The organism is Algoriphagus marinus (assembly GCF_001936475.1).
GTDB classification, from domain to species: Bacteria; Bacteroidota; Bacteroidia; order Cytophagales; family Cyclobacteriaceae; genus Algoriphagus; species Algoriphagus marinus.
In genome coordinates, this window is the sequence record NZ_MSPQ01000014.1 from 20,848 (window position 1) to 46,752 (window position 25,905).

Below are 25,905 nucleotides of genomic sequence, written 5' to 3' on the forward strand. Positions count from 1 at the left end.
AAAATCCCAAAATGAGTCAGGATCAAAATATACCACCTAATTCAATCCGCATTTTTAGTGTTTTATAAAAAACATCTTAAGAAGTGCCTTAATTACTCTTTCTAGATCGAATTACAACAGGAATGGGTTTATTAGATACGCATCTCGAACAAACAACTGCTTTTTCATTTAACTTTTGCCCTTTCCGAAGTGCTTCCTGTCCACTATTAAAGGGGCCTAAATAATCTCGGTCATAAGCAGATGGAATCAATTCACAATCTCTTTCATGAACCTCAAATTTCCCTTCAGAATTGGGAGTAGTTGCTAAGTAATAAAATTTCATTTGGAAAAAAGTCTATTGAGTCTCCAAAAATACCGAATGAAATTACCGGAAAAAATACCCACTTATGGGTATATTTCAGATATTTTAAACATTTAGTAGGAAGAAACTAATTATTTCCGCCTGTTTTCTTTCTCATTTCAGATTGCCGCATTGGCATGGAATCAATTTGCTTTATCAATTTTTCCAGTGAGAAATCATCTGATTGACCGTAAGCTTTTACTCCACCATCAAGCCCAATTAAAAAGAAGTCAGCTTTATAATTTTTACGCAGTTTTAAAAATTCACTTTGATCTATTTCCCCTTCAAAATTCGAGTTTATTAGGTTACCGGATTCAAAAGCAAAAAACAACAACTTTCTCTCTTTCAGATCAGATGGCTTTACTGTTTCAAAATCTTTTGCCTGAATATCAAAAGTGACAACTAAGCGATTTTCCCATTTGAAGTCACTCAATTGTTTTTTTGAAGAAGGTATTGAAAACAGCATGAAAGCAAAAATGATGATGAACTTCATCTTCTTTCAACTCTTTAATATTCAATAGGTTTATCATTTTCTCAAATAATTATTCAATAGATCTCGCCATTCTTCTTCAAGCGTACCTTGGTAAACAGCCACCCCCGAACGACGGTACCAATATTCTGCATTCCATTGATCTCCCTCTTTACGATGTAAATAGGCATGAATTCGTGCTGCATCTTTTCCCGCCAACTGATCTACTTGATCATGTGCTTTTTCCCAATCTCCATTTCCATCATACCATAATGCCAGTAATACTGCTGAGGCATTTTCATTTATCAAATCCTTTTTTAAAAATTCCTCGATCACTGTCATTGGTTTACTCTTTTATGTTTCAATTCCATGGTAAAGAAAACAACTTCTCGAAAAGGTTTAACCTTCCGTGACTTTTTCGTGATATCCTAAGTCCAAATTTGTCTCAAACAAAACCAATAAAACAATGAAAAAAGTACTAATTCTATTTTATGTTGCCTTCTTAGGCTTAGTGAGCTGCTCAGATGATCCCGATCCAATAACGATTGATCCTACTAGACCAACTGGCTCATTAAATGTATTGCGATCAGGAAGCTTTGTAGATCAAAATGGTGCAGGCTCCACAGGAACCGCAGCACTTGGAACAGATTCACAGGGAAAAGAATTTTTGCAGTTTAACCAAGCATTCAATACTGCCTTGGCTACAGGAACTGTTACCGTATTTCTTTCTACTTCAGCAACTTTTATGGCAGATCCGGGAAATGGTAACCCAAATCTATTACCTCTTGGCCCGGTAAGAAACTCCGGAGAAAACTTCTTTGCAATTCCATCCGGCCAAAGCACATCAAAATACACGCATGTCATTTTATGGTGTGGTTCGGTTGGGATTCCATTTGGTAATGCACAATTGCGATAGGATGTCTGGAATTAAGAAAAGTTGTTTTTTCACCTCTCTTCCCCTGGCGTTCTGCCTGGGGTTGAGTCTTTTGTGCTCCTCAGTAGCTGTTGGCCAAAGTGGCTGGACCAAAGGGAAAAAAGAGGGCTTTTATCAATTGAGCTATCAATCCCTGGTATCCAAAGATTATTACACATTGGGCGGTGAGCTACTCGAGACCAATCAGTTTTCCCAGCAGTCCTTGGTTTTTTATGGGGAATATGGGGTGACGGATCGATTCACGATCATCGCAAATCTACCACTTCAAACCTGGAATGGGTTTGAAAACACTGAGAAAGTAAGTGGATTGGGAGATTTAAGGCTGGAGTTTAAGCATGCAATTTTGAAAAAATACTTACCGCTGACTATTTCGATAGCTCCCGAGTTGCCAATAGGAAAAGCCAACAATTTTGCTAAAAGTACAATCAATGACTTTGAGCAGATTAATCTACCCTCCGGTGATGGGGAGTTTAATGTTTGGTCCACTTTATCGACTTCTTTTTCACTTCCAAACGCGCCGTTCTACGGAAGTATTTTCGGGGCCTACAATGTCCGAACCGAATACGAAGGAATTCAATTTAGTGATCAATATGCATTAGGAGCAGAGGTCGGCTACCAAATCGCTAAAAAAGTCTGGATCAATGCCCGTTTGAATGCTCTGGCAACTGTTGGCGATGTGCTTGTGGCTACTGACTTTGTTCGTGGAGATGGTACGGAATATACCAGCTTTAGCTTTGGAGCAAGTGTGCCTGTGTACAAGAAGCTGCACCTGAATCTGAATTACAGGAATTTTAATGACCTGATATTTGACCGGAAAAACCTGTACTCTTCGGGCGTGGTCAGTGTCGGAGTATACTACGAAAGGAAATAAACGATGCAAACCTCAAATTCAAATTGGGAAGCAAATCAAATCAGTTTTCCCAGTTTCAAAAACTATCCAAAGCGAGGAAATATTTATCGTCAAGGCGAGATTTCTGAGGGCTTTTATTTACTCAAACATGGTAGTGTTAAACTTCAAAAAACGCTTCCAAACGGTACACAGTATATTCTGAAAATTGTCACACCCGGAGAAATATTCGGAGAAGGAAAATCAAAAGAAACCTCGGCTAAAAGAAATAACACCTTTGCTGAAGCACTGGAGGATGGAACTTTAATTCAAAAAATCACGAGTAGAAACTTGTTAGAACCTACTGTTGGTCCGCAATTGTATGATAAACTCTTGTGTTCAAATTTAGAAATTGTACAGCGCTTAGAGCGGTTAAATTGGATGGATGCCGAAGGGAGGATCAAATTCACTTTACATGATCTTGCTCAAAAGCTGGGAAAACGGTATGGTGATGAGACGCTTTTAAAATTAAATCTCACACATGATGAGTTTGCCAAGCTAACGGATTCCAGTCGACAGACAGTAACCAAAACATTTTCTGCTTTAAAAAAAGAAGGGGTAATCACTTACTCAAGAAACCGAATACTATTTAGAAATCTTGCAACCTTTAACTCATAAAAACATGAAAAGATTATTCAATATCAGCCTTTTCTATAGTATTGTTCTTATTCTATCAAGCTGTGACAGTGGCTCGATGAAAGACGCAGACAAGATGAAACCGGCCGACCAAGTCGAAGTGACTGGGCCTGTTACAGTTTTGAAAACCGGGACATTAAATGCCCAGAGTAATACCAATACTAGGGGTATGTTCCAAGTAGTCACCAACGCTGAGGGAAAATACTTTGTAAGACTTACAGAGGATTTCACTACTAAATTCAGTACCGGGACGGTAACAGTATATTTATCTACTTCAGATCGACTTCAGCTCAGCACCTCAGGGTCGTTTCAGCTAGTCTCTATCGTAGGAAAAGCGGGAGAACATTTTTTTCCATTATCCGGCGCCCCTGATGGCAAGTTTACTCATGGGATAATTTGGTGTGGGGCAGCGGCAATTCCATTTGGCTTTGCACCATTGAATTAAGTCTTTATATCAATTAAAAAAGAAAGGAGCCATTGCAAATTTGCAATGGCTCCTTTCTTTTTGGTCGGGGTGACAGGATTTGAACCTGCGACCACACGCCCCCCAGACGTGTACGCTACCGGGCTGCGCTACACCCCGATTCTTAATTTGAAACCAAATTTATTAATTGGTAAATTATTCAAAAATGAAATTGTGAAAAATTTAAAACAACGATTTCAAAAGTCCTCGAAAACCTAATTGGTCAATTCAAACTCAAACTCGGTAAAACTCTTGGAATCTGAATGAATCTTGATTTTACTTCCGTGAATTTCCAGAATATGCTTGACAATAGCCAATCCCAATCCTGAGCCCTGTACACCTTGTTGATTTTTATCGATCATATAATACCGATCAAATAGGGATTGTAATTCCCCTTGGGGGATTCCATTTCCGGAATTTCGAATTTTGATACAAACTCCCCCATGTGGCACTTCACATGCATCGATAAGGATCTCGCCTTGATTGGGTGTGTATTTGACTGCATTATCGAGTAAATTCTGGATCACCCGATCAATCAAGTATAAATCTGCTTTGACTATTGGTAAATTCTGACAAATCTGAGATTTAATCTCTATGCCTTTGGTTTGTGCAAGAAGCTCATATTTCAAGGCAGAGTCAAATAAGAGTTCCTGAACCTTCAATCGTTCTAGCTTCACATGCATTTGACCAGATTCAAGTTTGGAAAGATCAAAAAGATCAGCAACTAATTTGGTCAATCGATCAGTAGAGTCACTGATGATTTTTAGATATTTCTCTTTTTCTTCCTTCGAAAGATTTTCTCCTTTGATTTGAAGTGTTTCGATATAGCCATTTATAATTGCAAGTGGATTTCGCAAGTCATGGGAGACATTTGCAATTAACTCTCTTCTTAGACTATCTACTTTCTTGAGTTCCTCTATATTATTTAAGATTGTATCTGCCATATGGTTAAAGGTATTGCCTAAGACGGCTAATTCTGATTTAGAATCAGATTCCGAAACTCTTGCTTCCAAATCACCATCCTTAAACTTCTCTACAGTTCGTACAATCTCCCTCAAGTGTCTTGTAAGCCAACTGATCAAAACCAACCCGATCAAAAAGGCTACAACCAGTGTAATTAAAATGGAATTAAAGGTCAATTGCATCCAGAAACTCCCTAGCAGGCTACTAGCGATAGTTTCATATTTCTCACTTGCCAATGTAATATAGACATAGCCCAAAAGCTGATTATCTTCATATACTGAAGTTGCAGAAAAGACAGATTCTTGTCCCGGATTTCTAGGATCATCTCCAAGTATAAAATTATTTCCTCCCTCAGCAATAAACTTTTGAATCGGCTCAAGCTCTACCCGTTTCAACTTCACTTTTTGATCCAATACCACAAACGAAATAATCTCGCCATTTGGATCCAATAAGTAAACCTCGATCCCTGGGTTAACTGCCATCATCGAATGCATGATAATCCCAAGTGCTTCCTCATTGACTTTCCCGTCCTGGAACGGATTTACTTCCTTGATCAGGTAGTCCGCTACAGATGCGTTGAGCCGTTGAGTAGTTTCCTGAAAATACCGCTGAGCAGTAGTAGCAGTAATAAATATATAGGAGAAACCGACAATCAATAGCACCGCAAAGAAACTGAGGGAGATTCTCCAAAAAAGACTTTTCATAAAATATCGTTAAAGTTCATCGTTAAATCGGTACCCTACACCCCAGGTGGTAAGGATGTAATTCGGTGAATTAGGATCCTGCTCCACTTTAGACCGAAGCCGATTGATATGTGCATTTACCGTGTGCTCGTATCCACTAAAATCATAGCCCCAGATAAGTTCGAGTAATTCTCCCCGAGAGTAACTTCGTCCTGGATTCCTTGCCAAGAGCATCAAAAGATCGAATTCCTTTGGAGTAAGCTCCACTCGTTTTTGATCTAGAATTACTTTTCGTTTTTTTTCATCAATTTCCAAAGAACTAAACCGAAGCGATCCTACATCTTTTTCTGCCAAAAGTGCAAACTGATCCTGTCTTCGGATAATGGCTTTGACACGGGCAATAAACTCTCTGATTTTAAATGGTTTGGTGATGTAATCATCCGCACCAGATTCCAAACCGATCACCTTGTCAATTTCCTCTGATTTGGCAGTGATCATTAATATAGGAGTGTAATTATCCAAAGCTCTTAAACGTTGACAGATTGCTATTCCATCCATCTCCGGAAGCATTATGTCAAGAATAATCAAATCAAACTGATTCTTGTGGGCCTCCTCAAAACCCTTCTTTCCATTATTTTGGACCTGGATTTCATAACCCAAATCCTTCAAATGAATTTGAATCAAATCTGAGATATTAGGATCATCTTCTACAACAAGTACTTTTTTCATGAGACAATTAAAATTGATTCTGAAATTTAGTCCCTAGATCTCACGAAACTATCACAAACTAGATTTGAGCACCAAAAGTAAACACTTGAACAAAAATTAATTTTGAATGATTTTTCAATAATTCAGGAAAAATCCAGTGAAAAATTCAATTAAAACTAAGTTCTGCTCATTAATCTAAACTAAAAAGGGACAATTACTTGAAACTCTGCATTATTGATACAAGTTGGCTGCTTGCTTAGAAATTCTATCTTTGCGCAATTATTATTTAAAAAAATCAAAGGAATAATATAATTGTATGGAACAGGTTCTGATTTACGGAGTCCCGATGTTGGGAATCCTTGGTTTGGTTGCAATGGCGATCAAGTCTGCTTGGGTGACTAAGCAGCCCACCGGTGATGAGAAAATGAATGAATTGGCAGGATACATTGCAGACGGTGCTATGGCATTTTTGAAAGCAGAGTGGAAAGTACTTTCTTACTTTGCAATCATCGCAGTAATTCTTTTGGCTTGGTCAGGAATGTCTGTAGAGACTTCAAGCCCTGTAATCGCAATCTCTTTTCTAATCGGAGCATTTTTCTCTGCCTTAGCTGGGTATATGGGAATGAATATCGCTACCAAAGCGAACGTCCGAACTACTCAAGCTGCAAGAACTAGTTTAAAAGCTGCCTTAAAAGTGTCATTCACAGGAGGATCTGTAATGGGTCTTGGTGTAGCTGGACTAGCAGTATTGGGACTTGGTTCTTTGTTTATCATCTTTTACCAAGTATATGTACAAAGTGTAGGTGCAGGGGTAAATGGTGTTGAAATGGAAAAAGCACTTGAAGTATTAGCAGGCTTCTCTCTGGGAGCTGAATCAATTGCACTTTTTGCCCGAGTTGGCGGCGGTATTTACACTAAAGCGGCTGACGTAGGAGCCGATCTAGTAGGTAAAGTGGAAGCCGGAATCCCTGAGGATGATGTAAGAAACCCTGCAACAATTGCCGATAACGTAGGTGATAACGTAGGTGACGTTGCCGGGATGGGAGCTGATTTGTTCGGATCCTATGTGGCAACAATTTTGGCTACCATGGTTTTGGGTAGAGAAATCGTTTCAGTAGATAATTTTGGGGGTATTGCTCCTATCCTACTTCCAATGGTTTTGGCAGGTTTAGGAATTGTATTCTCCATCATGGGAATGGCCTTCGTGACGATCAAAGATGAAAAAGGTGATGTTCAGAAAGCCCTTAATATGGGTAACTGGTCTTCAATCGTATTCACTGGAATTGCATCGTTCTTTATCGTTCAATATATGATGCCAGAGACGCTATCCATCAGAGGATATGAATTCACCAATATGGACGTGTTCTATGCGATCATTTTAGGATTAGTCGTAGGTACTTTGATGTCTATCATCACAGAATATTACACAGCAATGGGCAAGCGCCCAGTAATGTCTATTATTAAGCAGTCTGCTACTGGTCATGCAACCAATATTATCGGTGGTCTTTCTGTAGGAATGGAATCTACGGTTCTTCCGACATTGGTTTTGGCAGGCGGTATTTATGGAGCATATGAGTTTGCCGGTCTATACGGTGTAGCAATCGCTGCAGCAGGTATGATGGCGACTACAGCAATGCAGTTGGCAATTGATGCCTTCGGTCCAATCGCAGATAATGCGGGCGGTATTGCTGAGATGAGCCAGCTACCTGAGGAAGTAAGAGGAAGAACTGATATTTTGGATGCAGTAGGAAATACTACAGCTGCTACTGGAAAAGGATTTGCTATTGCTTCTGCAGCATTAACTTCATTAGCATTATTTGCAGCATTCGTAGGAATTGCAGGAATCGATGCAATTGATATTTACAAAGCGGATGTCCTTGCGGGTCTATTCGTGGGAGGTATGATTCCATTTATTTTTTCTTCGCTCGCAATTGCTGCCGTAGGACGTGCTGCGATGGATATGGTGAATGAGGTAAGACGTCAATTCAGAGAGATTCCGGGAATCATGGAATACAAAGCAAAGCCTGAATATGAGAAGTGTGTTGAAATCTCTACAAAAGCTTCCATCCGAGAGATGATCGCCCCAGGTGCAATTGCATTGATTACTCCTATTATTGTAGGATTTGCATTTGGCCCAGAAGTATTGGGAGGTTTGTTGGCAGGTGTAACTGTATCTGGCGTATTGATGGGGATGTTCCAATCCAATGCCGGTGGTGCATGGGATAATGCCAAGAAATCTTTTGAAAAAGGTGTAGAAATCGATGGCGAAATTTATTATAAGAAATCAGAGCCTCATAAAGCTTCTGTAACTGGTGATACAGTAGGAGATCCTTTCAAGGATACTTCTGGCCCATCCATGAATATTTTGATCAAATTGATGTCAATTGTAGCTCTTGTTATAGCTCCTCATATTTCTGAGGGAACCCACGGTGAACCAATGGCTGAGAAAATAGAGATCAAAAAAGAAATCCGATATGAGGACGGAAAGAAAATCACAACTGAGACCAAAACAGTAACTAAGTAAAAAGACTGTTTTTCCCATACAAAGAGCTGCAACGAAAGTCGCAGCTCTTTTTTTTGCCAATTTTTTAAAATTTGCTAATTGTTGCTTTTTTAAAAACAAAATACCGCACAAATCAGCAATAACGAATAATATTTTTTATTAACATAAAATCTAGATTTCTGATGAAAAAAAATTTAATTTTTATAAAGAAATGAACCTTTCTTATTAATTTAAGCAACAGGTATAAGAATAATTTGCTGATCGTCCGGTTTTGGGACGTTTTTTTAGCCTCTACTGAAGAGATTGATTTTGTTTATTTTAAAGTATCTAGAGGATTCTTGATCGATGATCTAAAGGTAATTCTCGAAAAATAATGCAGAATCTATATTAGACTTAGGAAAAGCTGAAAAAACAAGCAATGATCTAACCACCTGAAAAAAACTAAAACCAATTCAATAATCTAAACTAAAATCACATGAAGAAAAGCTACGCTTTATCATTGCTTTTCCTTTTTGGTTTTCTGGTCAGCGTTCCAACTTACGCTCAACAGAATATAAAAGGAAAAGTCACGGCCGAGGAGGATGGGAATCCTCTTCCTGGCGTGAGTATCGTTATCCAAGGCACCACAACTGGAGCTGTGACGGATTTGGACGGGAACTATTCGATTTCTGTACCCGGCCCACAGTCTGTATTAGTGTATTCCTTTATAGGATTTTCAACTAAAAGCATAACCGTTGGGAATTCATCCACCATCGATGTGGTGTTGGCCACGGAGGCATCCGAATTGGATGAATTTATAGTCACCGCTTTTGGTATTTCTCAAGAAAAAAAATCATTGGGATATGCAGCACAAAGTATTGATTCTGAAGCAATCACTACCTCTAGACAGCAAAATGTGGTAAATGCATTACAAGGTCAGGTAGCAGGTGTACAAGTCACAAACTCAGGTGGTGCCCCTGGTCAATCTGCTAGAATTATTATCCGGGGGATAAACTCCCTGGATCCGTCTGCTGATAATCAGCCACTCTTCGTAGTGGATGGTGTACCGGTGGATAATTCTACCATCGAATCAAACGGAACGCCTCGAGGGATGACAAATAGAATAGCAGATATCAACCCAAATGATATCGAAACCATGTCTGTTCTAAAAGGTGCTGCAGCAACTGCTCTTTATGGTGTTCGTGCTGCGAATGGCGCAGTGATTATCACCACCAAGAAAGGTAAATCAGGAGTGGTTCAAATAAACTTCAATAGTTCTCTAGGTTTTGACAATTTAGTCAAGCTTCCAAAGCTTCAGGATCAGTATGGTCAGGGATTTAGCGGTGAAAGAGATGATTCCAGTTTCTGGCCATCTTGGGGAGCTAGTATTGCGGAAGAAAATGATCCAAACTATGTGTACCAAGATAATTGGAATAGGGCATTTGATACTGGTGTACAGTTTGACAACAGTTTAAGTGTCTCTGGAGGTAATGAAAAAGCAACTTTCTACGGATCATTTGGTCGATTAGAACAAGATGGTATAATCCCGTTTTCTTCGTGGAATAGAACCACAGCTAAGCTTTCCGGAACAGTGACTGCCAGCGAGAAATTTAATTTTTCAGGGTCAATCAATTTTACCAATTCAGGAGGTAATCGTGTCCCACATGATCGATTCTTGGAGCGAATGATGTATTGGTCTGAGACCACAGATGTACGAGATTACATCAATGAAGATGGTACCATGAAAACCTATGGGAATACAAATCCTATCTATGATGCAAGATTTGCTACCTATGAAGATGACGTAAACCGTGTGATTGGAAACATTAATTTCAATTATAGCCCTACTGATTGGTTGATGCTCTCCTATAGATTGGGAACAGATTTCTACAGTGACAGCAGAGAAGAAATTACTCCTGGCCCAATGGGAATTGATGGTGAAGTTGCTTTAAGTTCTACAGGATTTATAGAGGAAACCAGAATCAACAGCCGTGACCTGACCTCAAACTTCTACATTACGCTAAAAAAACAGTGGAATGAAAACTGGAACACTCAGTTAAGATTAGGAAATGACGTATTCGAGAGAAGGTTTGACAGAGTCACTGCCACTGGGTCCAACTTTGTAATTCCTGGCTTTTATAACTTGAGTAATACGACTCAGATTTTTGCCAGTCAGGGTAAATCAATCCGACGGTTGGTTGGTTTTTATGGTGATTTGATGGTCGATTACAAAAACTTCCTTTTCCTGAACGTAACAGGTAGAAATGACATCTCTTCTACTCTTCCTACCAACAATAACTCATTCTTCTACCCTTCGGTGAATTTGGGTTATGTATTTAGTGAAAATTTTGAATTGCCTAGTTGGATTACTTTCGGGAAACTTAGAGCTTCCTGGGCGCAAGTAGGTAAGGATACCAATCCACATATCCTGGGAGCCACGTTTGTCTCTCCTTCAGTTTTTCCTCTGAATGGTCAAGTAGGATTCTCTAAAAACTCAGTATTTGGTGATCCAAACTTAAAACCTGAACTGACGACTTCGATTGAATTTGGTACTCAGTTCGCCTTCTTTAATAACAGAGCAAATCTGGATGTGACTTATTACAAGTCAAACTCAAAAGATCAAATTATTCCAGTTCCGATTTCTGATGCAACAGGTTTCTCCTCTTACATCACCAATGCTGGTCAAATCGAAAATAGAGGATGGGAAATCGTCGTTGGAGGCACTCCTATAGAAAGTGGGGATTTCCGTTGGGATGTAAGTGCAAACATTACAACAAACAGGAATGAAGTAAAGGGAATCCGTGAGGGCATAGATCAGATTGTGGTAGGTTCTCAATTTGGATATGCTGGTTCCACAGTTACTATGATTCTAAAGGAAGGTCAAGCTTATGGGAATATTTATGGTAGTTCTTATGTAAGACCGGGAGCCGCAGAAGGCACTGAAACTTTAGACCGAGATCTTCCTCAGTTAATTGGTGCCAATGGATTTCCTGTAAGGACTGGTAGTCAATTGATTCTGGGGAATGCTGTTCCAAAATTGTTTGGAGGTATCCGAAACCAATTCAGCTATAAAGGAATTGAATTTTCCTTCCTGATTGACTTCCGCTCTGGATTGGAGCAGTATGATCAGTTTGGCAACTTCCTTTCTGCTTTTGGTAAGCAGGAAGACTCCAATAGAAGAAATGACACGGTTGTATTCCCTGGTGTTTTGGCTGATGGTTCACAAAATGCAAAGCCAGTATGGCTTGGCCAAGGCGTAGGCCCTGACGGGGTGAATTATGGAGCGGGTTATTGGAGAAACTCTTACAGAGGTATTTCTGAGAATTTTGTAAATGATGCAAGCTTTATCAAACTGAGAAATATAACCCTTGCTTACAATTTAAGCCCAACTGTATTGGAGCGAACTCCATTCAGAACAGCAAGATTCTCCGTGGCAGCGAATAATATCATCCTTTCTACTCCATGGGATGGGTTTGATCCTGAGTCATTCTCAGCTGGTGCAGGCGGAAACGCTGTAGGATTTACCGGACTTGGATTCCCGGGTGTGCAGAGCTTCTTCTTCACCTTGAATTTGGGACTATAAACCTCTAAAAATCAGAAACATGAAATTACATAATAAGATAAGAGCAATAATGGGTGCCTCCTTGATCCTTTCAGCTTCGGCTTGTGAAAGCTTTCTGGATGTCAACGAAAACCCAAACAATCCAGAAGATGCACCTATTTCTGGGTTGATGACAAACATCACGTATGAGACCTCTCTCAACGTCTTCAGATCAGGAAGCGCAGTAAGTAACTACGTGCAATACCTGGCCTCTCCAAATCCAGACAGTGGTTCGGATACCATGGAACCATTAGATTTTAGCGGGACTTGGTTCAGTTTGTACAATGTCATGACAGACTTAAATGAAATGAATAAAAAAGCTGAAGAAGCTGGTTCGCTTCATTACCTAGGCGCAGGCCAAGTCTTAATGGCTTTGAATTTGGGAATGACGGTGGATTTATTTGGTGACGTCCCTTTTTCAGAAAGTTTCAACTTTACAACTGTAACGCCTAAATATGACGATGATCAAACTCTTTATGGAAACATCATCAGTTTACTCGATCAAGGGATAGCAAACCTTCAAGGCACAACTTCGATTTCAATTGGAAATGACGACTTTATCTATGGAGGAGATGTGGCCACTTGGATCAAATTTGCGAATACCTTAAAAGCAAGGTATCTGATTCATTCCAGAGGTGGCTCGGGCTTTAGTGCTGCAGAAGTTTTAGCAGCCACAGCAGCAGGCTTTTCCTCCAATGCTGACAATGCTGAAGTGATTTTCTTTGAACAGCGCTTTAACCCTTGGGCTCAAGTGGCTATCAACAACTCTAACTTGTTGCTTGGCGGATGGATCTCCGAACAATTTATAGAAGCACTCGACGGAACATCTTATCCTGCAGTGGATCCAAGATTGGGTCTTATGGTGGGAACTACCGACGATGGTGAGTTTATCGGTACTGTAAATGGAGCAGGAAGAGGGGATGCACCTGAACAAGGTGCAAGATCTACTTTGATCCCAGGCCAGTATTATACTTCGACCCTCTCCCCTGTCTTAATAGCAACATATGCTGAGCTAAAGTTTATTGAAGCTGAAGCCGCATTGGATACAGATAAGGCGAGAGCTTTCGACGCATATATGGCAGGAATCGAGGCGCATATGGATATGTTAGGTGTAGCTGCTGCTGACAAAGCCACTTACCTCTCTGATCCAAGCGTCAACGTAGGTGCGGCAGATTTGACCTTAGATTTGATTTTCAAGGAGAAATGGATAGCCATGTTCCTTCATCCGGAAAGCTGGAATGATGCCAGAAGATTTGATTATGGTTATAAAAACTTTAGTCCTCCAGCCAACCTGAACCCTAATCTGGGAGGGAATCTAATCAGGCGTCTCGCCTATCCGGATAGTGAAATCAGTAGAAATGGACAGAATGTCCCTTCAGTGACACTACTAGATCGAATCTGGTGGGATCAGTAATATTTCTTTCATCCTTAAAGTCTCCTGCCCTAAAGCAGGAGACTTTTTTTATATTAATCGTATGAAAAATATTCTTCTCGGACTTGTCATCTTTCTCAGCTCCTGTACAGTCCAAAAAATCAATAAATCATTTACCAAAACCGATGTATTTGAACAAGGTCATTTGGGATTTATTCTTTTGGATCCGGATAAAGGAAAAGTATTGGTAGATATCAATTCAGATAAATATTTTATTCCCGCCTCTAACACCAAACTTTTCACATTCTATACGGCCTATACCGTTCTGGGAGATGAGTTGGTGAATGGCCTGAATTACCTGGAAAGAGGTGATTCGTTGATTTTTTGGGGAACCGGAGACCCAAGCTTTTTACATCCTGATCTAAAAAATCAAGTGGCTTTTGATTTTCTAAAAAATTCCAATAAACAGCTTTACCTCTTGGATAATTTTGATCAGGTAGCCGCATTCGGTACGGGCTGGTCTTGGGATTGGTACAATTATTATTTTGCCACGGAGCGATCGGCATTTCCAATCTATGGCAATGTCGTCCGATTTGATAAAAAGGAAGAAAATTCAATTTTTGAGATAATCCCATCTCGCTTCAAGAATCTATTAAAGGCAGAAAAAACAGAAAACTGGGAAGGGTACAATTTCCAGAGAGATCGATTTGACAACCTATTCACCTATCAGATTCCCGATAAATGGGAAGGGACATTTGAGACAGATATCCCTTTTGTGACCTCAGCGGAGCAGACAAGTATCATGCTTTCTGAAGCACTCGAAAAAAAGGTGACTCTTATCCACAATCAAAATTATCTTAACTCTGACCCTAAAAAACTCCAAACTGCCCCTGCCGATAGCATCTATGCACAGATGATGAAAATCAGCGATAATTTTCTAGCGGAGCAATTACTGCTTTTGGTGTCTGATCAATTAAATAACAAATTGAGTACTTCTGATGCTATCTCATACGCCAAAGAAAATCTATTGGCAGATCTTCCTGACGAGCCAATATGGTACGATGGCTCAGGACTTTCGGCGCGCAACATGTTCACTCCAAGAAGTATAATCGATCTTTTGGGAAAGATCAGAACAGAAGTTCCGCTCGAAAAGATAAAGGCCTATTTCCCTGCTGGCGGTGAATCAGGAACGATCCGGAATTGGTACAAAGCGGATGAGGGCCAACCTGCCTATATCTATGCCAAGACAGGTACGCTCTCCATGAGCAATGCGCTCAGCGGATATTTAATCACCAAAAGCGGAAAAGTCCTCCACTTCTCCTGTATGATGAATAACTATGCCAAGCCTTCGAGTGAATTGAAAAAGGAAGTGGAAAAGATCCTTTACCTGATCCATGATCGCTATTAAAATGAATCCACTCGCTCCAAATCCCGAATATGATTCGCTGAAGTCTCAAATTTCAGAATTACTTCTAACAGGAAGATCTCAGGCCAGCCAAGCTGTAAATAATATCCTAGTCCAAACCTATTGGCAGATTGGGAGACATATCGTCGAATTTGAGCAAAAGGGGAAAGAAAAAGCAGATTATGGAACTGCTATTCTAGACCGCCTTTCAAAGGACTTAAGCTTAGAATATGGAAAAGGATTTTCAAGATCAAATTTATTTCAAATACGATCCTTCTTTTTGAAATTTCAAAAAGTCCAGACACTGTCTGGACAATTGTCTTGGAGTCATTACTGTGAAATAATTAAATGCGATAATAAGTTAGAAATTAGCTTCTACTCCAAAGAATGTGAAAAAGAGAAATGGTCGGTCCGTGAGTTGAAACGTCAGATGAAGAGTATGCTTTTTCATCGTTTGGCATTGAGCAAGGACAAAGAATCCGTTTTAAAATTAGCTGAAAAAGGAAGTGAGATCCATAAACCTCAGGACATCCTCAAAGACCCTTATGTATTTGAATTTCTTGGTCTAAAAACTTCTAATACTTATTCAGAAAATGAATTAGAAACAAGCCTCATTGAAAATCTCCAAAACTTCCTACTTGAGCTTGGGAAAGGTTTTGCATTCATTGGAAGACAATATCGTATTTCGCTGGGGAACAGACATTTTTTCGTGGATTTGGTATTTTATCATCGCATTCTAAAATGTTTTGTCCTTATTGATTTGAAACGCGGAGAGATTGATCATCAGGACATAGGCCAGATGAATTTATACCTCAATTATTTTCGAAAAGAAGAAAATACAGAAGGTGATAACCCACCAATTGGGATAATACTTGGCGCATATAAAGATCAAATTCTGGTAGAATACGCCACTGAAAACATCAGTAATCAACTCTTTGTAAGTAAATATCAATTCTATCTTCCCGATAAAGCTGAACTTGCTCACGAACTCGAAAAACTTTTAACCTCCAACTATAACCCTTGAAATCTAGCATGATTAAAAAGTCACACAACGGGATGATTATATTCTGCGAGATTCTGCCGGCAGGCATGCAGATATGACCTTTAAAAATCAAATCATAATCATATGAAACGAACTCTTTCACTTCTATTCATTTTACTGCTTCCGATCGGACTTTTCGCACAGTCCTTTACGATGGAGCAAGTAGCCAAATTCAGCTTTCCTTCTGAGTTGACTTCTTCCCAAACGGGCGAAAAAATTGCTTGGGTAATGAACGAACAAGGAAAACGGAATATCTATCTGGCAGAAGCACCTGACTTTCAGCCTAAAAAACTAACTCCATTTATCAAGGATGATGGGCAGGAAATCAGCAGTTTACAGTTTAGCCCAGATGGAAACTGGTTAGTTTTCGTCAGAGGGGGCGATCATGGAGGCGGAAATGCATCCTCGACTGTAAACGCGGAAAATCTACTTGAACTCCCAAAAGTAGAAATCTGGAAAATGAATTTATCGACCAGGCTTTTACTTCCGGTAATAGAGGCCGATTACCCTCAATTTGGATTTCCTGCACGATTGATCTTTTTGAAAGGTGGACAAATCTGGGAAACGGATTTAAATAGCACTGAAAAGCCTAAGCAGTTATTTGAAGTGAAAGGCTCAGTAAACGGAATGCAATTTTCTCCCGATGGAAAACAATTAGCCTTCACAGTAAACCGGGGAAGCCATTCAATTATGGGGATTTATCAAGACACCAACACTCCTATCCGATGGATTGAGCCTTCATTTCACCGAGATGCCAATCCTCAATGGTCGCCTGATGGAAGATCTATTGCATTTATTCGCACATTGGGAGGAAAAGGTGCAGCATTCCCACTTTTGGAACCTCGTCACAACCCTTGGGAAATCTGGGTTGCTGATGCAGCATCTGGAAAAGGTAAAAAACTTTGGAAAGCCCCGGAGACACTTCGAGGATCCTATCCCAATCCCTTTTTCGCTTTTGCCACTAATGACAAAATCGTCTATCAATCCTATGAAGATGGCTGGCAGCACTTGTATTCACTTTCTGTTTCAGATCAAAAATCAACTCTGCTTACCCCGGGCGATTTCATGGTGGAACAAATTAAATTGAGTGCAGATGGACAAAGTTTGATTTTTTCTGCAAATACCGGTGAAACACCCGAAGATCTGGATCGAAGGCATATCGGTTCTGTTGATCTTGCCAGCAACAAATTAACTTGGGAAACCTCCGGGACTGGAATAGAGGCTTACCCGGTTTGGATTGGAAATTCCGGTAAAATGGCCTTTTTTAGCGCCACGCCTCAGCGATCCCATTTAATCGCCATAAAGGATGGGACTACTTCCAAACTCTTGCAAGAGGATATAATTCCTGCTGATTTTCCACAAAATAGTTTGGTGACTCCAAAGCAAGTAAGCTTTAAGGCGCCCGATGGGACCACCGTGTATGGTCAGTTATTTGAAAAAGAAGGAGGAGCTTCGAAAAAACCAGGAGTGATCTTCGCTCATGGTGGCCCACAGCGCCAGATGCTTTTGGGCTGGAGTTATATGGATTATTATTCAAATACTTATGCCATCAATCAGTATTTAGCAGAATTAGGTTTCGTAGTCTTATCAGTCAACTACCGATTAGGGATAGGCTATGGCTATGAGTTTCACAGACCTGCAAACGGCTATTACCAAGGAGCGGTGGAGTATCAGGACATCAAGGCGGGAGGAGAATATCTCGCCAATCTAGCTCAGGTAGATGGTGAAAAAATCGGGATATACGGAGGAAGTTATGGTGGATTTCTGACGGCACTTGCTTTGGCCAGAGATTCAGATTTATTTAAAGTCGGAGTGGATATTCATGGAGTGCATGATTTGGATGGAAGATATGACTTGCCTGAAACGTATGAGGTAGCCCCTGACTATGAAAAAGCGAAGAAAGTCGCTTGGGATTCCTCTCCCATTTCGGATTTAGCTACTTGGACGTCGCCGGTTTTGTTTATCCATTCAGACGATGATCGTAATGTCAATGTAAGCCAAACAGCAGATTTGATCCGGAGATTTGAGGAACTCAAAAAACCATACGAATCCATACTAATCCCTGGAGATACCCATCACTGGATGAAATGGGAAAATATGGTTCGTGTAGATCAGGCTACAGCAGATTTCCTTAAAAAACATCTGATGAATTAATGCTGAAGCTACAGGACCTCCATCATATTGCAATTATCTGTTCGGACTACGAACGGTCGAAAAAATTCTATACAGATATTCTCGGATTGGAAATAATCCAGGAAGTTTTTCGGGAAGAGCGTGATTCTTACAAGCTTGATTTGGCATTGAACGGGAAATATCTAATTGAACTTTTTTCCTTTCCTAATCCACCCCAGCGAGTCTCCAGACCTGAAGCTGCTGGTTTGAGGCATTTGGCATTTTCGGTAGAAGATTTGAATTACTGCGTTTCTTTCCTTAATTCCAAAGATGTAATAGTAGAGCCAATTCGAGTAGATGATACTACCGGAAAGCGGTTTACTTTCATCGCAGATCCTGATGATCTCCCGATTGAGTTTTATGAAATATGATTAACTGAAATAATGCCAGTAAGCTTATTCTCTTTGCTCTTCAAGCTAGAAGACAAGAAATAGGAGATGCCCAAAATCAGTTTTGACCTCATTCTCTAAAAGGTTAATCCATTTATCGAAAAAAATCTGAGTTAAAAATTTAGAAAAATAATCTCCATTATTAAATAAGAAAGCCCGAGGAAAATTCCTCAGGCTTTCAATTTTACCAGCTATTTTGAATGAATTAAGATGGGTTTTGAACCATGTTTTCATTCGCATTAAGCTCAGAAATCGGGATTTGCCATTGCCAGTTGATTGAACCAGCAGGCTCATCATACTTTCCATTTACAACAGCATCAACGTGATTGGCACCATTTCTATCCATAGGAAGATTAAGTCTCTTCAAATCGTAGAATCTAAAGCCTTCACCCCAAAGTTCGATTCTTCTTTGAGTCATGATCTCTTCGATCAAAGCATCACCAGTATTGGTAGAAAGAACATACTCAGGATCTCTTTGTGAAGCAAACTCAAACAAAACGTCAGCCGCTGCTGTGAAATTATTAGCACGAGCTAAGGCTTCTGCCTCAATAACGTACATTTCTGAAGCTCTCATGTAAGGTACATCTCCTACTGAAGAAGCATTACCTGATGCAACGAATTTACGATTCATATAATTTCTCTTTGCAAAATTGCTCAAAGTAACCTCGTCAATAAAAGGATCTCTAAGAGCAGCATTTGCAGCATTTGGATCCCAAAGACCTTTTCTTGCATCTGTATCAGAGATTTTGTCATAAAGCAATCTATTGATTGCTTTAGGATTACCTCTAATATTGGTAGAACTGAAGTTCAACGACATGTAAGCAAAGAAGGATGCGAAGAAAGTCTGCTGATCATCAATTTGCTGACTTCCCCAAATCCACTCCGGATTAGACACATTGTTAAAACCCTCATAAAGTTGACTAGCGCTCATCAATTCAAATCCATCGCGAGCCTCTTTTGCAAGAGATGCTGCAGCAGCCCAATTACCTTGAGTCAATGCAACTCTAGCTTTGATCCCCTTAGCTACATTGATATTGATATGAGACTTTGCATTTCTGTTTACATCAAGAAGTGCAATCGCAGCATCAATGTCAGTATTTACTTGAGCATAAACTTCCTCTACGGTATTTCTTGCACCACCTTCAGTGATTGGCTCTAATACGATCGGAACACCCAATTGGCTGTTATTTCCACCCGCATTGTATCGCTCAGCAAATAGCTGAACCAAGTTGAAATGAGCCCAAGCTCTGTAAGCTAATGCCTGACCTTTGATCTCATCTTTTTCCGCTTGAGGTCCCACTGCATTATCAATGTTAGCAATGATCAAGTTCGCGTTTCCGATTATTTTGTAATAAAATCTCCAAACAAAACGAACGTCTCCAGCATTTTCATTTCGGTGTGTCAACCATTGTGAAGTAGTTACAAACCAGTTATTTGCTCTACCAGTCATTACTACGTCTTCTGCCAAGACTTCTCTCATGATCATCACGCCACCTTCTCCAGGCTGACCCTGGCTATCGTATCTGATAAACATCGAACGGTGGATACCATTCAATGCAGAAAATGCATTTTGAGTTGTGGTGAAAACCAAAGATTCGGATACTGCATCTGTAGGCACCGTGTCCAGGTAATCGTCTGCGCAACCAAAGCTCATCACTAGAGCCAGTATTGCTATTTTATTTAATATCTTTTTCATAATTGGTTCAGATTAGAAGTTGACATTTATACCCAAAGTGAACGTACGTGCAGGTGTAAATGTGTTAGATGAAGTTCCTCCGAAACTTTCAGAAACAAACATTCCTTTTCTTGAAGACAACCAGCCTAAATTTTCACCCGCTAGGTAAACAGAAGCTCCTCTTAGTCTCATTTTCTGAAGCATTTCTCTTGAGAAATTATAGCTCAAATTAATTGATCTAAAGTTCAACCAAGAGCCATCAGTAAGCCATCTGTCGGAAGCGACGTTTGTTTGATTAGATGCCACATTATCCATTTTTGGAACACTTGTGATATCACCTGGCTTTTGCCATCTATTCAAAATGTCTGTGTGTAAAGCACCCCCATCAGGATCAGCTGACATTAATCCAGCGTAGATTCCATCATAGAAATCACCACCTACTGAGAATGAAACTAGTGCGCTCAAAGTAAATCCTTTGTAGCTGAAGCTGTTACTCCATCCACCGAAGAAATCCGGAATAGACTGTCCAGCAAAGTGGAATCTTGCATTCTGGAAGTTGGTAGTCAAAGTGTCAGATCCTACAATTTTGGTAGAAGCATCATCAGCATCATATTCTTCAGCTCTGTATAGACCTTCACCGGTCTCAGAATCTACCCCTACCCAGTCTCTCAACCAGAAGTCATAGATTGATCTGCCTACTACGAATTTTTTGGTTCCAACGATCTGCTCTTCGAAAGGAAGCTTCTTGAACTCATTGCTAAATGTAGAGACGTTTAAGCTGGAAGTCCAAGTAAAGTCATTAGTACGAATTACTTCTCCTTGGATGCTGAATTCAATACCATTGTTTGACATCGTTCCAATGTTTTGTATTCTATCTTCTAACCCAGTTGTTAAAGAAAGTGGAACATTGAACAATAGGTTTTGAGACTCTCTGTAGAAATACTCCAATGATCCAGAGAATCTTTTACCAAAAGCAAAGTCTAATCCGATATCATAGGTATTGTTTGACTCCCAAACCAAATCCTGTGCTGCTAAGCTAGCTTGAAGAATTCCTGGCTCCGATGCATTGTTGAAACCAAGATCATAAAGTGCTTGCCAAGGATAGAAACTACCGACGTTATTATTACCAACTTGACCGTAAGAAGCTCTCAACTTCAACATGTCAAAGAAATCAGAACTAAAGAAATTCTCTTTGTCGATATTCCATGCTGCACCTACTGACCAGAAAGTACCCCATCTTACATCTTTGAAGAATCTTGAGGAACCATCCGTACGGATTGATGCTGACAAGGAGTACTTATCATCATATACATAGTTGAATCTTGAGAAGTAAGACTCAATTCTGTCTAAATCTGTACGACCAGAAGCAGTATTGATAGTCACAAAGTTGTCCGGCTCAATATTTCCAGCAAGAATCTGATCTTGCTTAGAGATAAATTGACGTGTAGCAGTGTAGCTGTAATTCTCATGGGCAACTAACGCATCAATAAAATGCTTTTCGTTGATTGTATTTGCATAAGACAGAATCTGGTTAAAAGTTGTACTATTGATTCTGATATTTTCTCTTCGAGTACGTCCAGCTGGAGCACCATCACCTACGATTGTGTTATCATAGCCAAGATTCAATAGCGAAGTCATGTCCTGAGAAATATTGGTTCTTAAAGTGAAATTCTTCAAGAAAGATACTTCAGCATATGCTCTTCCAGAAATTACATCTCTGTCAAAAGAATCAACATTCAGAATAGTCTCCTGTACCACGTGACGTCCAGGGAAAGATCCAGCTCCTCTAAATGGAAGACCTAAGCTTACCAAATCACCAGTATCGTAGATTTTATTTCCAAACTCATCCAAAATAAACCCACCTGTTTGCATATTTTGAGCAAATACCGGATAGATAGGACCTACAGATCTTGCAGTAAAGAATGGGTTCACAAAGCTGTTTGAACCACCATCTCTCGCATTATTTCCTTCGGACATTGTAGCAGAAAGGTTGATTCCGGTTTTTAACCATTTGGTCGGTGATGTATTCATATTCAATCGACCTGCGAATCTTTCAAAGTCTGAATTAAGGATAAATCCTTTTTCGTCTAGATAACCGAAAGAAGCATAGTAATCTGTATTTCCATCAGCACCTGAATAAGTAAGATTGTACTCTGATCTATTTCCAGTACGTTGTAATTCGTCGAACCAATCTGTTCCTACGAAATTATTAACAGCATTTGAATTCAATAGACCGTCAGTACCTACTACCTGATTGTTAGGCACATTGTACACATTATATCCCAAAGTAGGAATCAAGTTAGTGCTTGCATATTGGTTAGCAACTGAAGGCTCAATTCCTTGAGTCAATTGACCGTTACGAAGAGATTCCCAAGTCAATGGGTAATACTGCTCTGCATTCACTCGATCATACTCAGGAAGTGCTCTTGAAGCAGTTCCTTGCTGGATTTTCAGATTGAACGTAGGCTTATTTTTTCTTCCTTTCTTTGTGGTGATCATGATTACACCATTTGCAGCTCTTGATCCATAAAGTGCGGCAGAAGAAGCATCTTTTAATACAGTGATATCCTCGATATCATCTGGATTCAAGTTTCCAATAGCTGCATCATAAGGAACTCCATCCACTACATATAGAGGAGCACTTGATGAGTTTACCGAACCAATACCTCTGATACGAACCGCAGGAGTAGAACCCGGCTGACCGCTTGCAGAAGTTGTGATCACACCAGCAGCCTGTCCTTCAAGGGCATTAGCTACGTTGTTGATTGGACGATTTGCGATTTGATCAGATTTAATCGCAATTGCAGCACCTGTAAAGTTTCCTTTATCTGCAGTACCATAAGCTGTAATGATAACCTCTTCTAGGTTTTGAGTATCTGGAGAAAGAACTACATCGATCACTGATCGATTGCCGATAACTTCCTCTTTGCTCAAGTAGCCTATGTAGCTAAACAATAAAGCAGTGGCTCCCTGTGGGACTTGAAGCGTATAATTTCCGTCCAAGTCTGTCACCACACCTGTTGTGGTACCTTTTACCAATACGTTGACTCCGATGAGTCCCTCTGGCTCGTCAGGAGATGTGATTCTACCGGTAATCGTTCGAGTTTGTGCAAACGAAGCGGCAGTTACCATAAATCCCAAGAGCAAGCTTAGTAAGGCTTTTCTCATAAATTTTGTTGGTTTAATAAATGAATTGATAAATAAAGTCTCCTGAAATAGCAGACTTCACCAAATAAAAATATTTGGAATTTCAATATTAGTATTTAAAGTTGATTTGAATTCTTTTTTGTTAAAAATTTTTAAAAAATAATTTAAATGGGATAAAAGCCATTTAATTGGATTAAGCGTATAAAAAATGTTCTAAATCGAACAAAATCGAATTTTGCCTGAAACCGAACTAATAATTGATTCTATATAAACACTCTTTATTAGAATACTTGTTAATAATTGTAAGACAAATAAAAGCCCTAAAAACACAATATTAGCACCCACTAATCCCTTTTATTAACCAATTAACCAATAATAATGTCAGTATTATATTTCTTTTTAGATACAAAAAACTTGCTTTTTTAAACATATAAATAATATTAATCAACATTTTATTTTGTAATTCTAACTACTATAGCATTTTTATTTCATTTCAAAAAAACATGTAATACCGTCTGAAATTTCAGCTAATAATCATTCCATGGCCGAACTTAAAACCAACTTATGCTCCGAAACATGCAGTAATAATACAGTTAAATAATTGGTTTCGAATGGAGTATTCTCAGAAGGATAATTCAAGAAATAAATCTCGCTTCAAACAAAAAGTAGAAAACTAAGGCAAATCAGACTTTTAATAAATTTATTCTTTTAAATTAAAGTCTGTCGAATCAAAAAAAGAAAACCCAATGAAAAACACGCATATTTTAAACGGTGATGCCCTTTTCGCTAAATTCCCCAGCTCAATTCCCGGTGAAAAAATAATTTTTAGGGAATGTCTTGTAGATGGCCCTGTTGATTTCGACTCCTTTGAGGGATTGATCCTCGGAAGAAGTGAATATTTAGCAAAAACTTATCCTGGTGCTCAAGAGAAACCTTACATCCCACATGTCTCAGAAGAACTTGAAAAAATCATGACCTGCTCAGATTCGGATCGTATTTATTGCTGGTTTGAAGCTGATCTTTTTTGTCAGGTGAATCTTTGGTACTCCATTTTCCTTCTGGATGACCATGAAGGAGAAATAGCATTGGTTTTACCGGAAATGACCTTGGAGAATGGATTTGCTGACTTAAATGAAGATGAACTCTTGGAAGCCTATCGGAATCCACGGTTATTAAGCAAAAATGAAAGAAGTATTCTGAGCCGACTCTGGATTTTATTCCAAAAGAAAAAACCAGAGGAAGCGAAGCGTCTTGCCTGGACTTTGGAAACAGAACTTCCTTTTTTGACACCTGCGGTTCAGGCTTGGGAAGAATCCATGCCAAAGGGAGATTATCCGGGTAAACCAAAAGCTGAGTTAAAGGCCATTGCTGAAAAATTAGAAACCGATGAATTCAAATATATATTCAGGGAATTTCAGCGGCGCCACCCCATTTATGGTTACGGAGATCTGATCACCAGAAGACTTTGGGAAGAAGTACAAAAGGAGAATTCGGATAATTAGTAGTTGGGCAAGACAGCAATTTCCCTATTCAATCCTTATTTTCGGGAATGAAATGGTCTATCGATTTCCGAATCCCCACTTATCCTTTTCCAATCAGCCATCAAAGTAAAATTCTGAGCGTGGGTTCTTGCTTTGCACAGACGATTGGTCAAAAAATGATAGCTGCCAAATTTGATTGTTTGGTCAATCCTTTCGGAACCATCTTCAATCCCTTATCATTGGGAATTTTACTGGAAGCAGCCCTTTTTGAAGACCACTTTGAAGATTCGCTCATCTGTGAGCGGGATGGCCTTTACTTTCACTATTATGCCCATTCAGACCTTTGGGGTAAAACCAAAACAGAGTTATTTGAAAAACTCCAAGCAAAACGTGAAGAGACAAAAGCCTATTTAGAACAAGGAACTCACCTGATTTTGACTTTAGGCAGCGCTTGGGTTTATGATTTGGAAGATTTTGGAACTGTAGCAAACTGCCACAAGCAGCCGGGAGAACTATTTCAGAAGAGATTATTGACTCTGGAAGAAATGGAATCAAAGCTTTTACTCCTTTTTGATAATTTTTCCAGACGCTACCCCGATCTCAAAGTTATCCTTACAGTCAGCCCTGTACGGCATATCAAAGATGGGATTTCAGAAAATCAGCTTAGTAAAAGTCTCCTTAGAGTTCTTTGTGCTAATCTAGAAAAACGTATCGCATCAGTCAACTATTTCCCAGCCTATGAGATCATGATGGATGAATTGCGAGATTACCGATTCTATAAATCGGATCTGATTCATCCGAGTGAAGAAGCAGAAAACTACATTTGGCAAAAGTGGCAAACCTCTCATTTTGATTCAGAAACAATTATCAAAACGGAAGAAATCCGAAAAGTGAATTTAGAACTTGCTCATCGGCCACTGAACCCCACAAGTGATTCCCATCATAAATTCCTTGAAAAACTTATTCAAAAACTGGAACGATTGAACTCCGAATTCGATTTTTCAAATGAAATAGCTCAAATAAAAACCAACTTTGAATCCCGAGCTAAGGAATAATT

The 25,905-nt window shown here is 39.5% G+C and carries 20 protein-coding genes and 1 tRNA gene; 13 read left to right on the top strand and 8 right to left on the bottom strand.

The features are described from left to right. Positions 1-88 precede the first annotated feature (88 nt). From BVC88_RS18235 to BVC88_RS18245, 3 genes are all read right to left on the bottom strand, one after another. Positions 89-322, bottom strand: a complete 234-nt coding sequence (locus tag BVC88_RS18235) for a hypothetical protein (protein WP_075352167.1) — start codon at positions 320-322, stop codon at positions 89-91. A 106-nt stretch (positions 323-428) separates the two neighbouring features. Continuing rightward, positions 429-833, bottom strand: a complete 405-nt coding sequence (locus BVC88_RS18240; RefSeq protein WP_075352168.1) for a DUF4174 domain-containing protein — start codon at positions 831-833, stop codon at positions 429-431. Between the two features lie 33 nt (positions 834-866). Next, positions 867-1,151: a hypothetical protein gene (locus BVC88_RS18245; protein ID WP_075352169.1), complete on the bottom strand. Its 285-nt coding sequence runs from the start codon at positions 1,149-1,151 to the stop codon at positions 867-869. Positions 1,152-1,275: 124 nt separating this feature from the next. On the opposite strand from BVC88_RS18245, the gene BVC88_RS18250 reads away from it, so the two are divergent. From BVC88_RS18250 to BVC88_RS18265, 4 genes are read left to right on the top strand one after another with little or no spacing between them, the layout of a single operon-like run. Continuing rightward, on the top strand, positions 1,276-1,725 hold the full coding sequence (locus BVC88_RS18250) for a DM13 domain-containing protein (RefSeq protein ID WP_075352170.1): 450 nt from the start codon (positions 1,276-1,278) through the stop codon (positions 1,723-1,725). 1 nt (position 1,726) lies between these two features. After that, positions 1,727-2,614 carry a hypothetical protein gene (locus BVC88_RS18255; RefSeq protein ID WP_075352171.1) on the top strand — a complete coding sequence of 296 codons (888 nt, stop codon included), beginning with the start codon at positions 1,727-1,729 and terminating at the stop codon, positions 2,612-2,614. A 3-nt stretch (positions 2,615-2,617) separates the two neighbouring features. Beyond that, complete coding sequence (locus BVC88_RS18260; RefSeq protein WP_075352172.1) at positions 2,618-3,247, top strand: Crp/Fnr family transcriptional regulator; 630 nt, start codon at positions 2,618-2,620, stop codon at positions 3,245-3,247. 4 nt (positions 3,248-3,251) lie between these two features. Continuing rightward, a complete protein-coding gene (locus BVC88_RS18265; RefSeq protein ID WP_075352173.1) occupies positions 3,252-3,710 on the top strand; it encodes a hypothetical protein in 459 nt (152 codons plus the stop codon). 61 nt (positions 3,711-3,771) lie between these two features. Here BVC88_RS18265 and BVC88_RS18270 read toward each other — a convergent pair. The 3 genes from BVC88_RS18270 to BVC88_RS18280 all read right to left on the bottom strand — a co-directional run bounded on the left by BVC88_RS18270 (position 3,772) and on the right by BVC88_RS18280 (position 6,103). Further along, positions 3,772-3,848: transfer RNA gene (locus BVC88_RS18270), tRNA-Pro, on the bottom strand. 95 nt (positions 3,849-3,943) lie between these two features. Beyond that, positions 3,944-5,395, bottom strand: a complete 1,452-nt coding sequence (locus tag BVC88_RS18275; RefSeq protein WP_075352174.1) for a sensor histidine kinase — start codon at positions 5,393-5,395, stop codon at positions 3,944-3,946. A gap of 9 nt (positions 5,396-5,404) precedes the next feature. Then, a complete protein-coding gene (locus tag BVC88_RS18280) occupies positions 5,405-6,103 on the bottom strand; it encodes a response regulator transcription factor (RefSeq protein ID WP_075352175.1) in 699 nt (232 codons plus the stop codon). Positions 6,104-6,398: 295 nt separating this feature from the next. On the opposite strand from BVC88_RS18280, the gene BVC88_RS18285 reads away from it, so the two are divergent. From BVC88_RS18285 to gloA2, 7 genes are all read left to right on the top strand, one after another. Beyond that, positions 6,399-8,606, top strand: coding sequence for a sodium-translocating pyrophosphatase (locus BVC88_RS18285; protein WP_075352176.1), 2,208 nt, complete (start codon positions 6,399-6,401; stop codon positions 8,604-8,606). Positions 8,607-9,060: 454 nt separating this feature from the next. After that, complete coding sequence (locus BVC88_RS18290; RefSeq protein WP_075352177.1) at positions 9,061-12,147, top strand: SusC/RagA family TonB-linked outer membrane protein; 3,087 nt, start codon at positions 9,061-9,063, stop codon at positions 12,145-12,147. 19 nt (positions 12,148-12,166) lie between these two features. Then, a complete protein-coding gene (locus BVC88_RS18295) occupies positions 12,167-13,579 on the top strand; it encodes a SusD/RagB family nutrient-binding outer membrane lipoprotein (protein ID WP_075352178.1) in 1,413 nt (470 codons plus the stop codon). A gap of 61 nt (positions 13,580-13,640) precedes the next feature. Then, a complete protein-coding gene (locus tag BVC88_RS18300) occupies positions 13,641-14,945 on the top strand; it encodes a D-alanyl-D-alanine carboxypeptidase (RefSeq protein WP_075352179.1) in 1,305 nt (434 codons plus the stop codon). Continuing rightward, positions 14,932-15,966: a PDDEXK nuclease domain-containing protein gene (locus BVC88_RS18305; protein WP_217694773.1), complete on the top strand. Its 1,035-nt coding sequence runs from the start codon at positions 14,932-14,934 to the stop codon at positions 15,964-15,966. The genes BVC88_RS18300 and BVC88_RS18305 overlap by 14 nt, the downstream gene beginning before the upstream one ends. A gap of 102 nt (positions 15,967-16,068) precedes the next feature. Then, positions 16,069-18,138 carry a S9 family peptidase gene (locus tag BVC88_RS18310; RefSeq protein ID WP_075352180.1) on the top strand — a complete coding sequence of 690 codons (2,070 nt, stop codon included), beginning with the start codon at positions 16,069-16,071 and terminating at the stop codon, positions 18,136-18,138. Beyond that, positions 18,138-18,527, top strand: coding sequence for an SMU1112c/YaeR family gloxylase I-like metalloprotein (gene gloA2 / locus BVC88_RS18315; RefSeq protein ID WP_075352181.1), 390 nt, complete (start codon positions 18,138-18,140; stop codon positions 18,525-18,527). The genes BVC88_RS18310 and gloA2 overlap by 1 nt, the downstream gene beginning before the upstream one ends. Before the next feature lie 223 nt (positions 18,528-18,750). Here the strand turns inward: gloA2 and BVC88_RS18325 are convergent, their stop codons facing one another. Then, positions 18,751-20,241, bottom strand: a complete 1,491-nt coding sequence (locus BVC88_RS18325; RefSeq protein WP_075352183.1) for a RagB/SusD family nutrient uptake outer membrane protein — start codon at positions 20,239-20,241, stop codon at positions 18,751-18,753. A gap of 12 nt (positions 20,242-20,253) precedes the next feature. After that, positions 20,254-23,388 (bottom strand): SusC/RagA family TonB-linked outer membrane protein, encoded by a 3,135-nt coding sequence (locus BVC88_RS18330; RefSeq protein WP_075352184.1) that lies wholly within the window; start codon positions 23,386-23,388, stop codon positions 20,254-20,256. 725 nt (positions 23,389-24,113) lie between these two features. Here BVC88_RS18330 and BVC88_RS18335 point away from each other — a divergent pair. Together BVC88_RS18335 and BVC88_RS18340 are read left to right on the top strand one after the other, a co-directional pair. Then, positions 24,114-24,869, top strand: a complete 756-nt coding sequence (locus BVC88_RS18335) for a hypothetical protein (RefSeq protein ID WP_075352185.1) — start codon at positions 24,114-24,116, stop codon at positions 24,867-24,869. Between the two features lie 47 nt (positions 24,870-24,916). Further along, positions 24,917-25,903 (top strand): GSCFA domain-containing protein, encoded by a 987-nt coding sequence (locus BVC88_RS18340; RefSeq protein WP_075352186.1) that lies wholly within the window; start codon positions 24,917-24,919, stop codon positions 25,901-25,903. The last annotated feature ends 2 nt before the right edge of the window (positions 25,904-25,905 follow it).

Excerpts from the sequence above, each read along its gene's own strand:
- BVC88_RS18235 (WP_075352167.1), bottom strand. The coding sequence starts at position 322 with ATGAAATTTTATTACTTAGCAACTACTCCCAATTCTGAAGGGAAATTT.
- BVC88_RS18240 (WP_075352168.1), bottom strand. The coding sequence starts at position 833 with ATGAAGTTCATCATCATTTTTGCTTTCATGCTGTTTTCAATACCTTCT.
- BVC88_RS18245 (WP_075352169.1), bottom strand. The coding sequence starts at position 1,151 with ATGACAGTGATCGAGGAATTTTTAAAAAAGGATTTGATAAATGAAAAT.
- BVC88_RS18250 (WP_075352170.1), top strand. The coding sequence starts at position 1,276 with ATGAAAAAAGTACTAATTCTATTTTATGTTGCCTTCTTAGGCTTAGTG.
- BVC88_RS18255 (WP_075352171.1), top strand. The coding sequence starts at position 1,727 with ATGTCTGGAATTAAGAAAAGTTGTTTTTTCACCTCTCTTCCCCTGGCG.
- BVC88_RS18260 (WP_075352172.1), top strand. The coding sequence starts at position 2,618 with ATGCAAACCTCAAATTCAAATTGGGAAGCAAATCAAATCAGTTTTCCC.
- BVC88_RS18265 (WP_075352173.1), top strand. The coding sequence starts at position 3,252 with ATGAAAAGATTATTCAATATCAGCCTTTTCTATAGTATTGTTCTTATT.
- BVC88_RS18275 (WP_075352174.1), bottom strand. The coding sequence starts at position 5,395 with ATGAAAAGTCTTTTTTGGAGAATCTCCCTCAGTTTCTTTGCGGTGCTA.
- BVC88_RS18280 (WP_075352175.1), bottom strand. The coding sequence starts at position 6,103 with ATGAAAAAAGTACTTGTTGTAGAAGATGATCCTAATATCTCAGATTTG.
- BVC88_RS18285 (WP_075352176.1), top strand. The coding sequence starts at position 6,399 with ATGGAACAGGTTCTGATTTACGGAGTCCCGATGTTGGGAATCCTTGGT.
- BVC88_RS18290 (WP_075352177.1), top strand. The coding sequence starts at position 9,061 with ATGAAGAAAAGCTACGCTTTATCATTGCTTTTCCTTTTTGGTTTTCTG.
- BVC88_RS18295 (WP_075352178.1), top strand. The coding sequence starts at position 12,167 with ATGAAATTACATAATAAGATAAGAGCAATAATGGGTGCCTCCTTGATC.
- BVC88_RS18300 (WP_075352179.1), top strand. The coding sequence starts at position 13,641 with ATGAAAAATATTCTTCTCGGACTTGTCATCTTTCTCAGCTCCTGTACA.
- BVC88_RS18305 (WP_217694773.1), top strand. The coding sequence starts at position 14,932 with ATGATCGCTATTAAAATGAATCCACTCGCTCCAAATCCCGAATATGAT.
- BVC88_RS18310 (WP_075352180.1), top strand. The coding sequence starts at position 16,069 with ATGAAACGAACTCTTTCACTTCTATTCATTTTACTGCTTCCGATCGGA.
- gloA2 (WP_075352181.1), top strand. The coding sequence starts at position 18,138 with ATGCTGAAGCTACAGGACCTCCATCATATTGCAATTATCTGTTCGGAC.
- BVC88_RS18325 (WP_075352183.1), bottom strand. The coding sequence starts at position 20,241 with ATGAAAAAGATATTAAATAAAATAGCAATACTGGCTCTAGTGATGAGC.
- BVC88_RS18330 (WP_075352184.1), bottom strand. The coding sequence starts at position 23,388 with ATGAGAAAAGCCTTACTAAGCTTGCTCTTGGGATTTATGGTAACTGCC.
- BVC88_RS18335 (WP_075352185.1), top strand. The coding sequence starts at position 24,114 with ATGAAAAACACGCATATTTTAAACGGTGATGCCCTTTTCGCTAAATTC.
- BVC88_RS18340 (WP_075352186.1), top strand. The coding sequence starts at position 24,917 with ATGAAATGGTCTATCGATTTCCGAATCCCCACTTATCCTTTTCCAATC.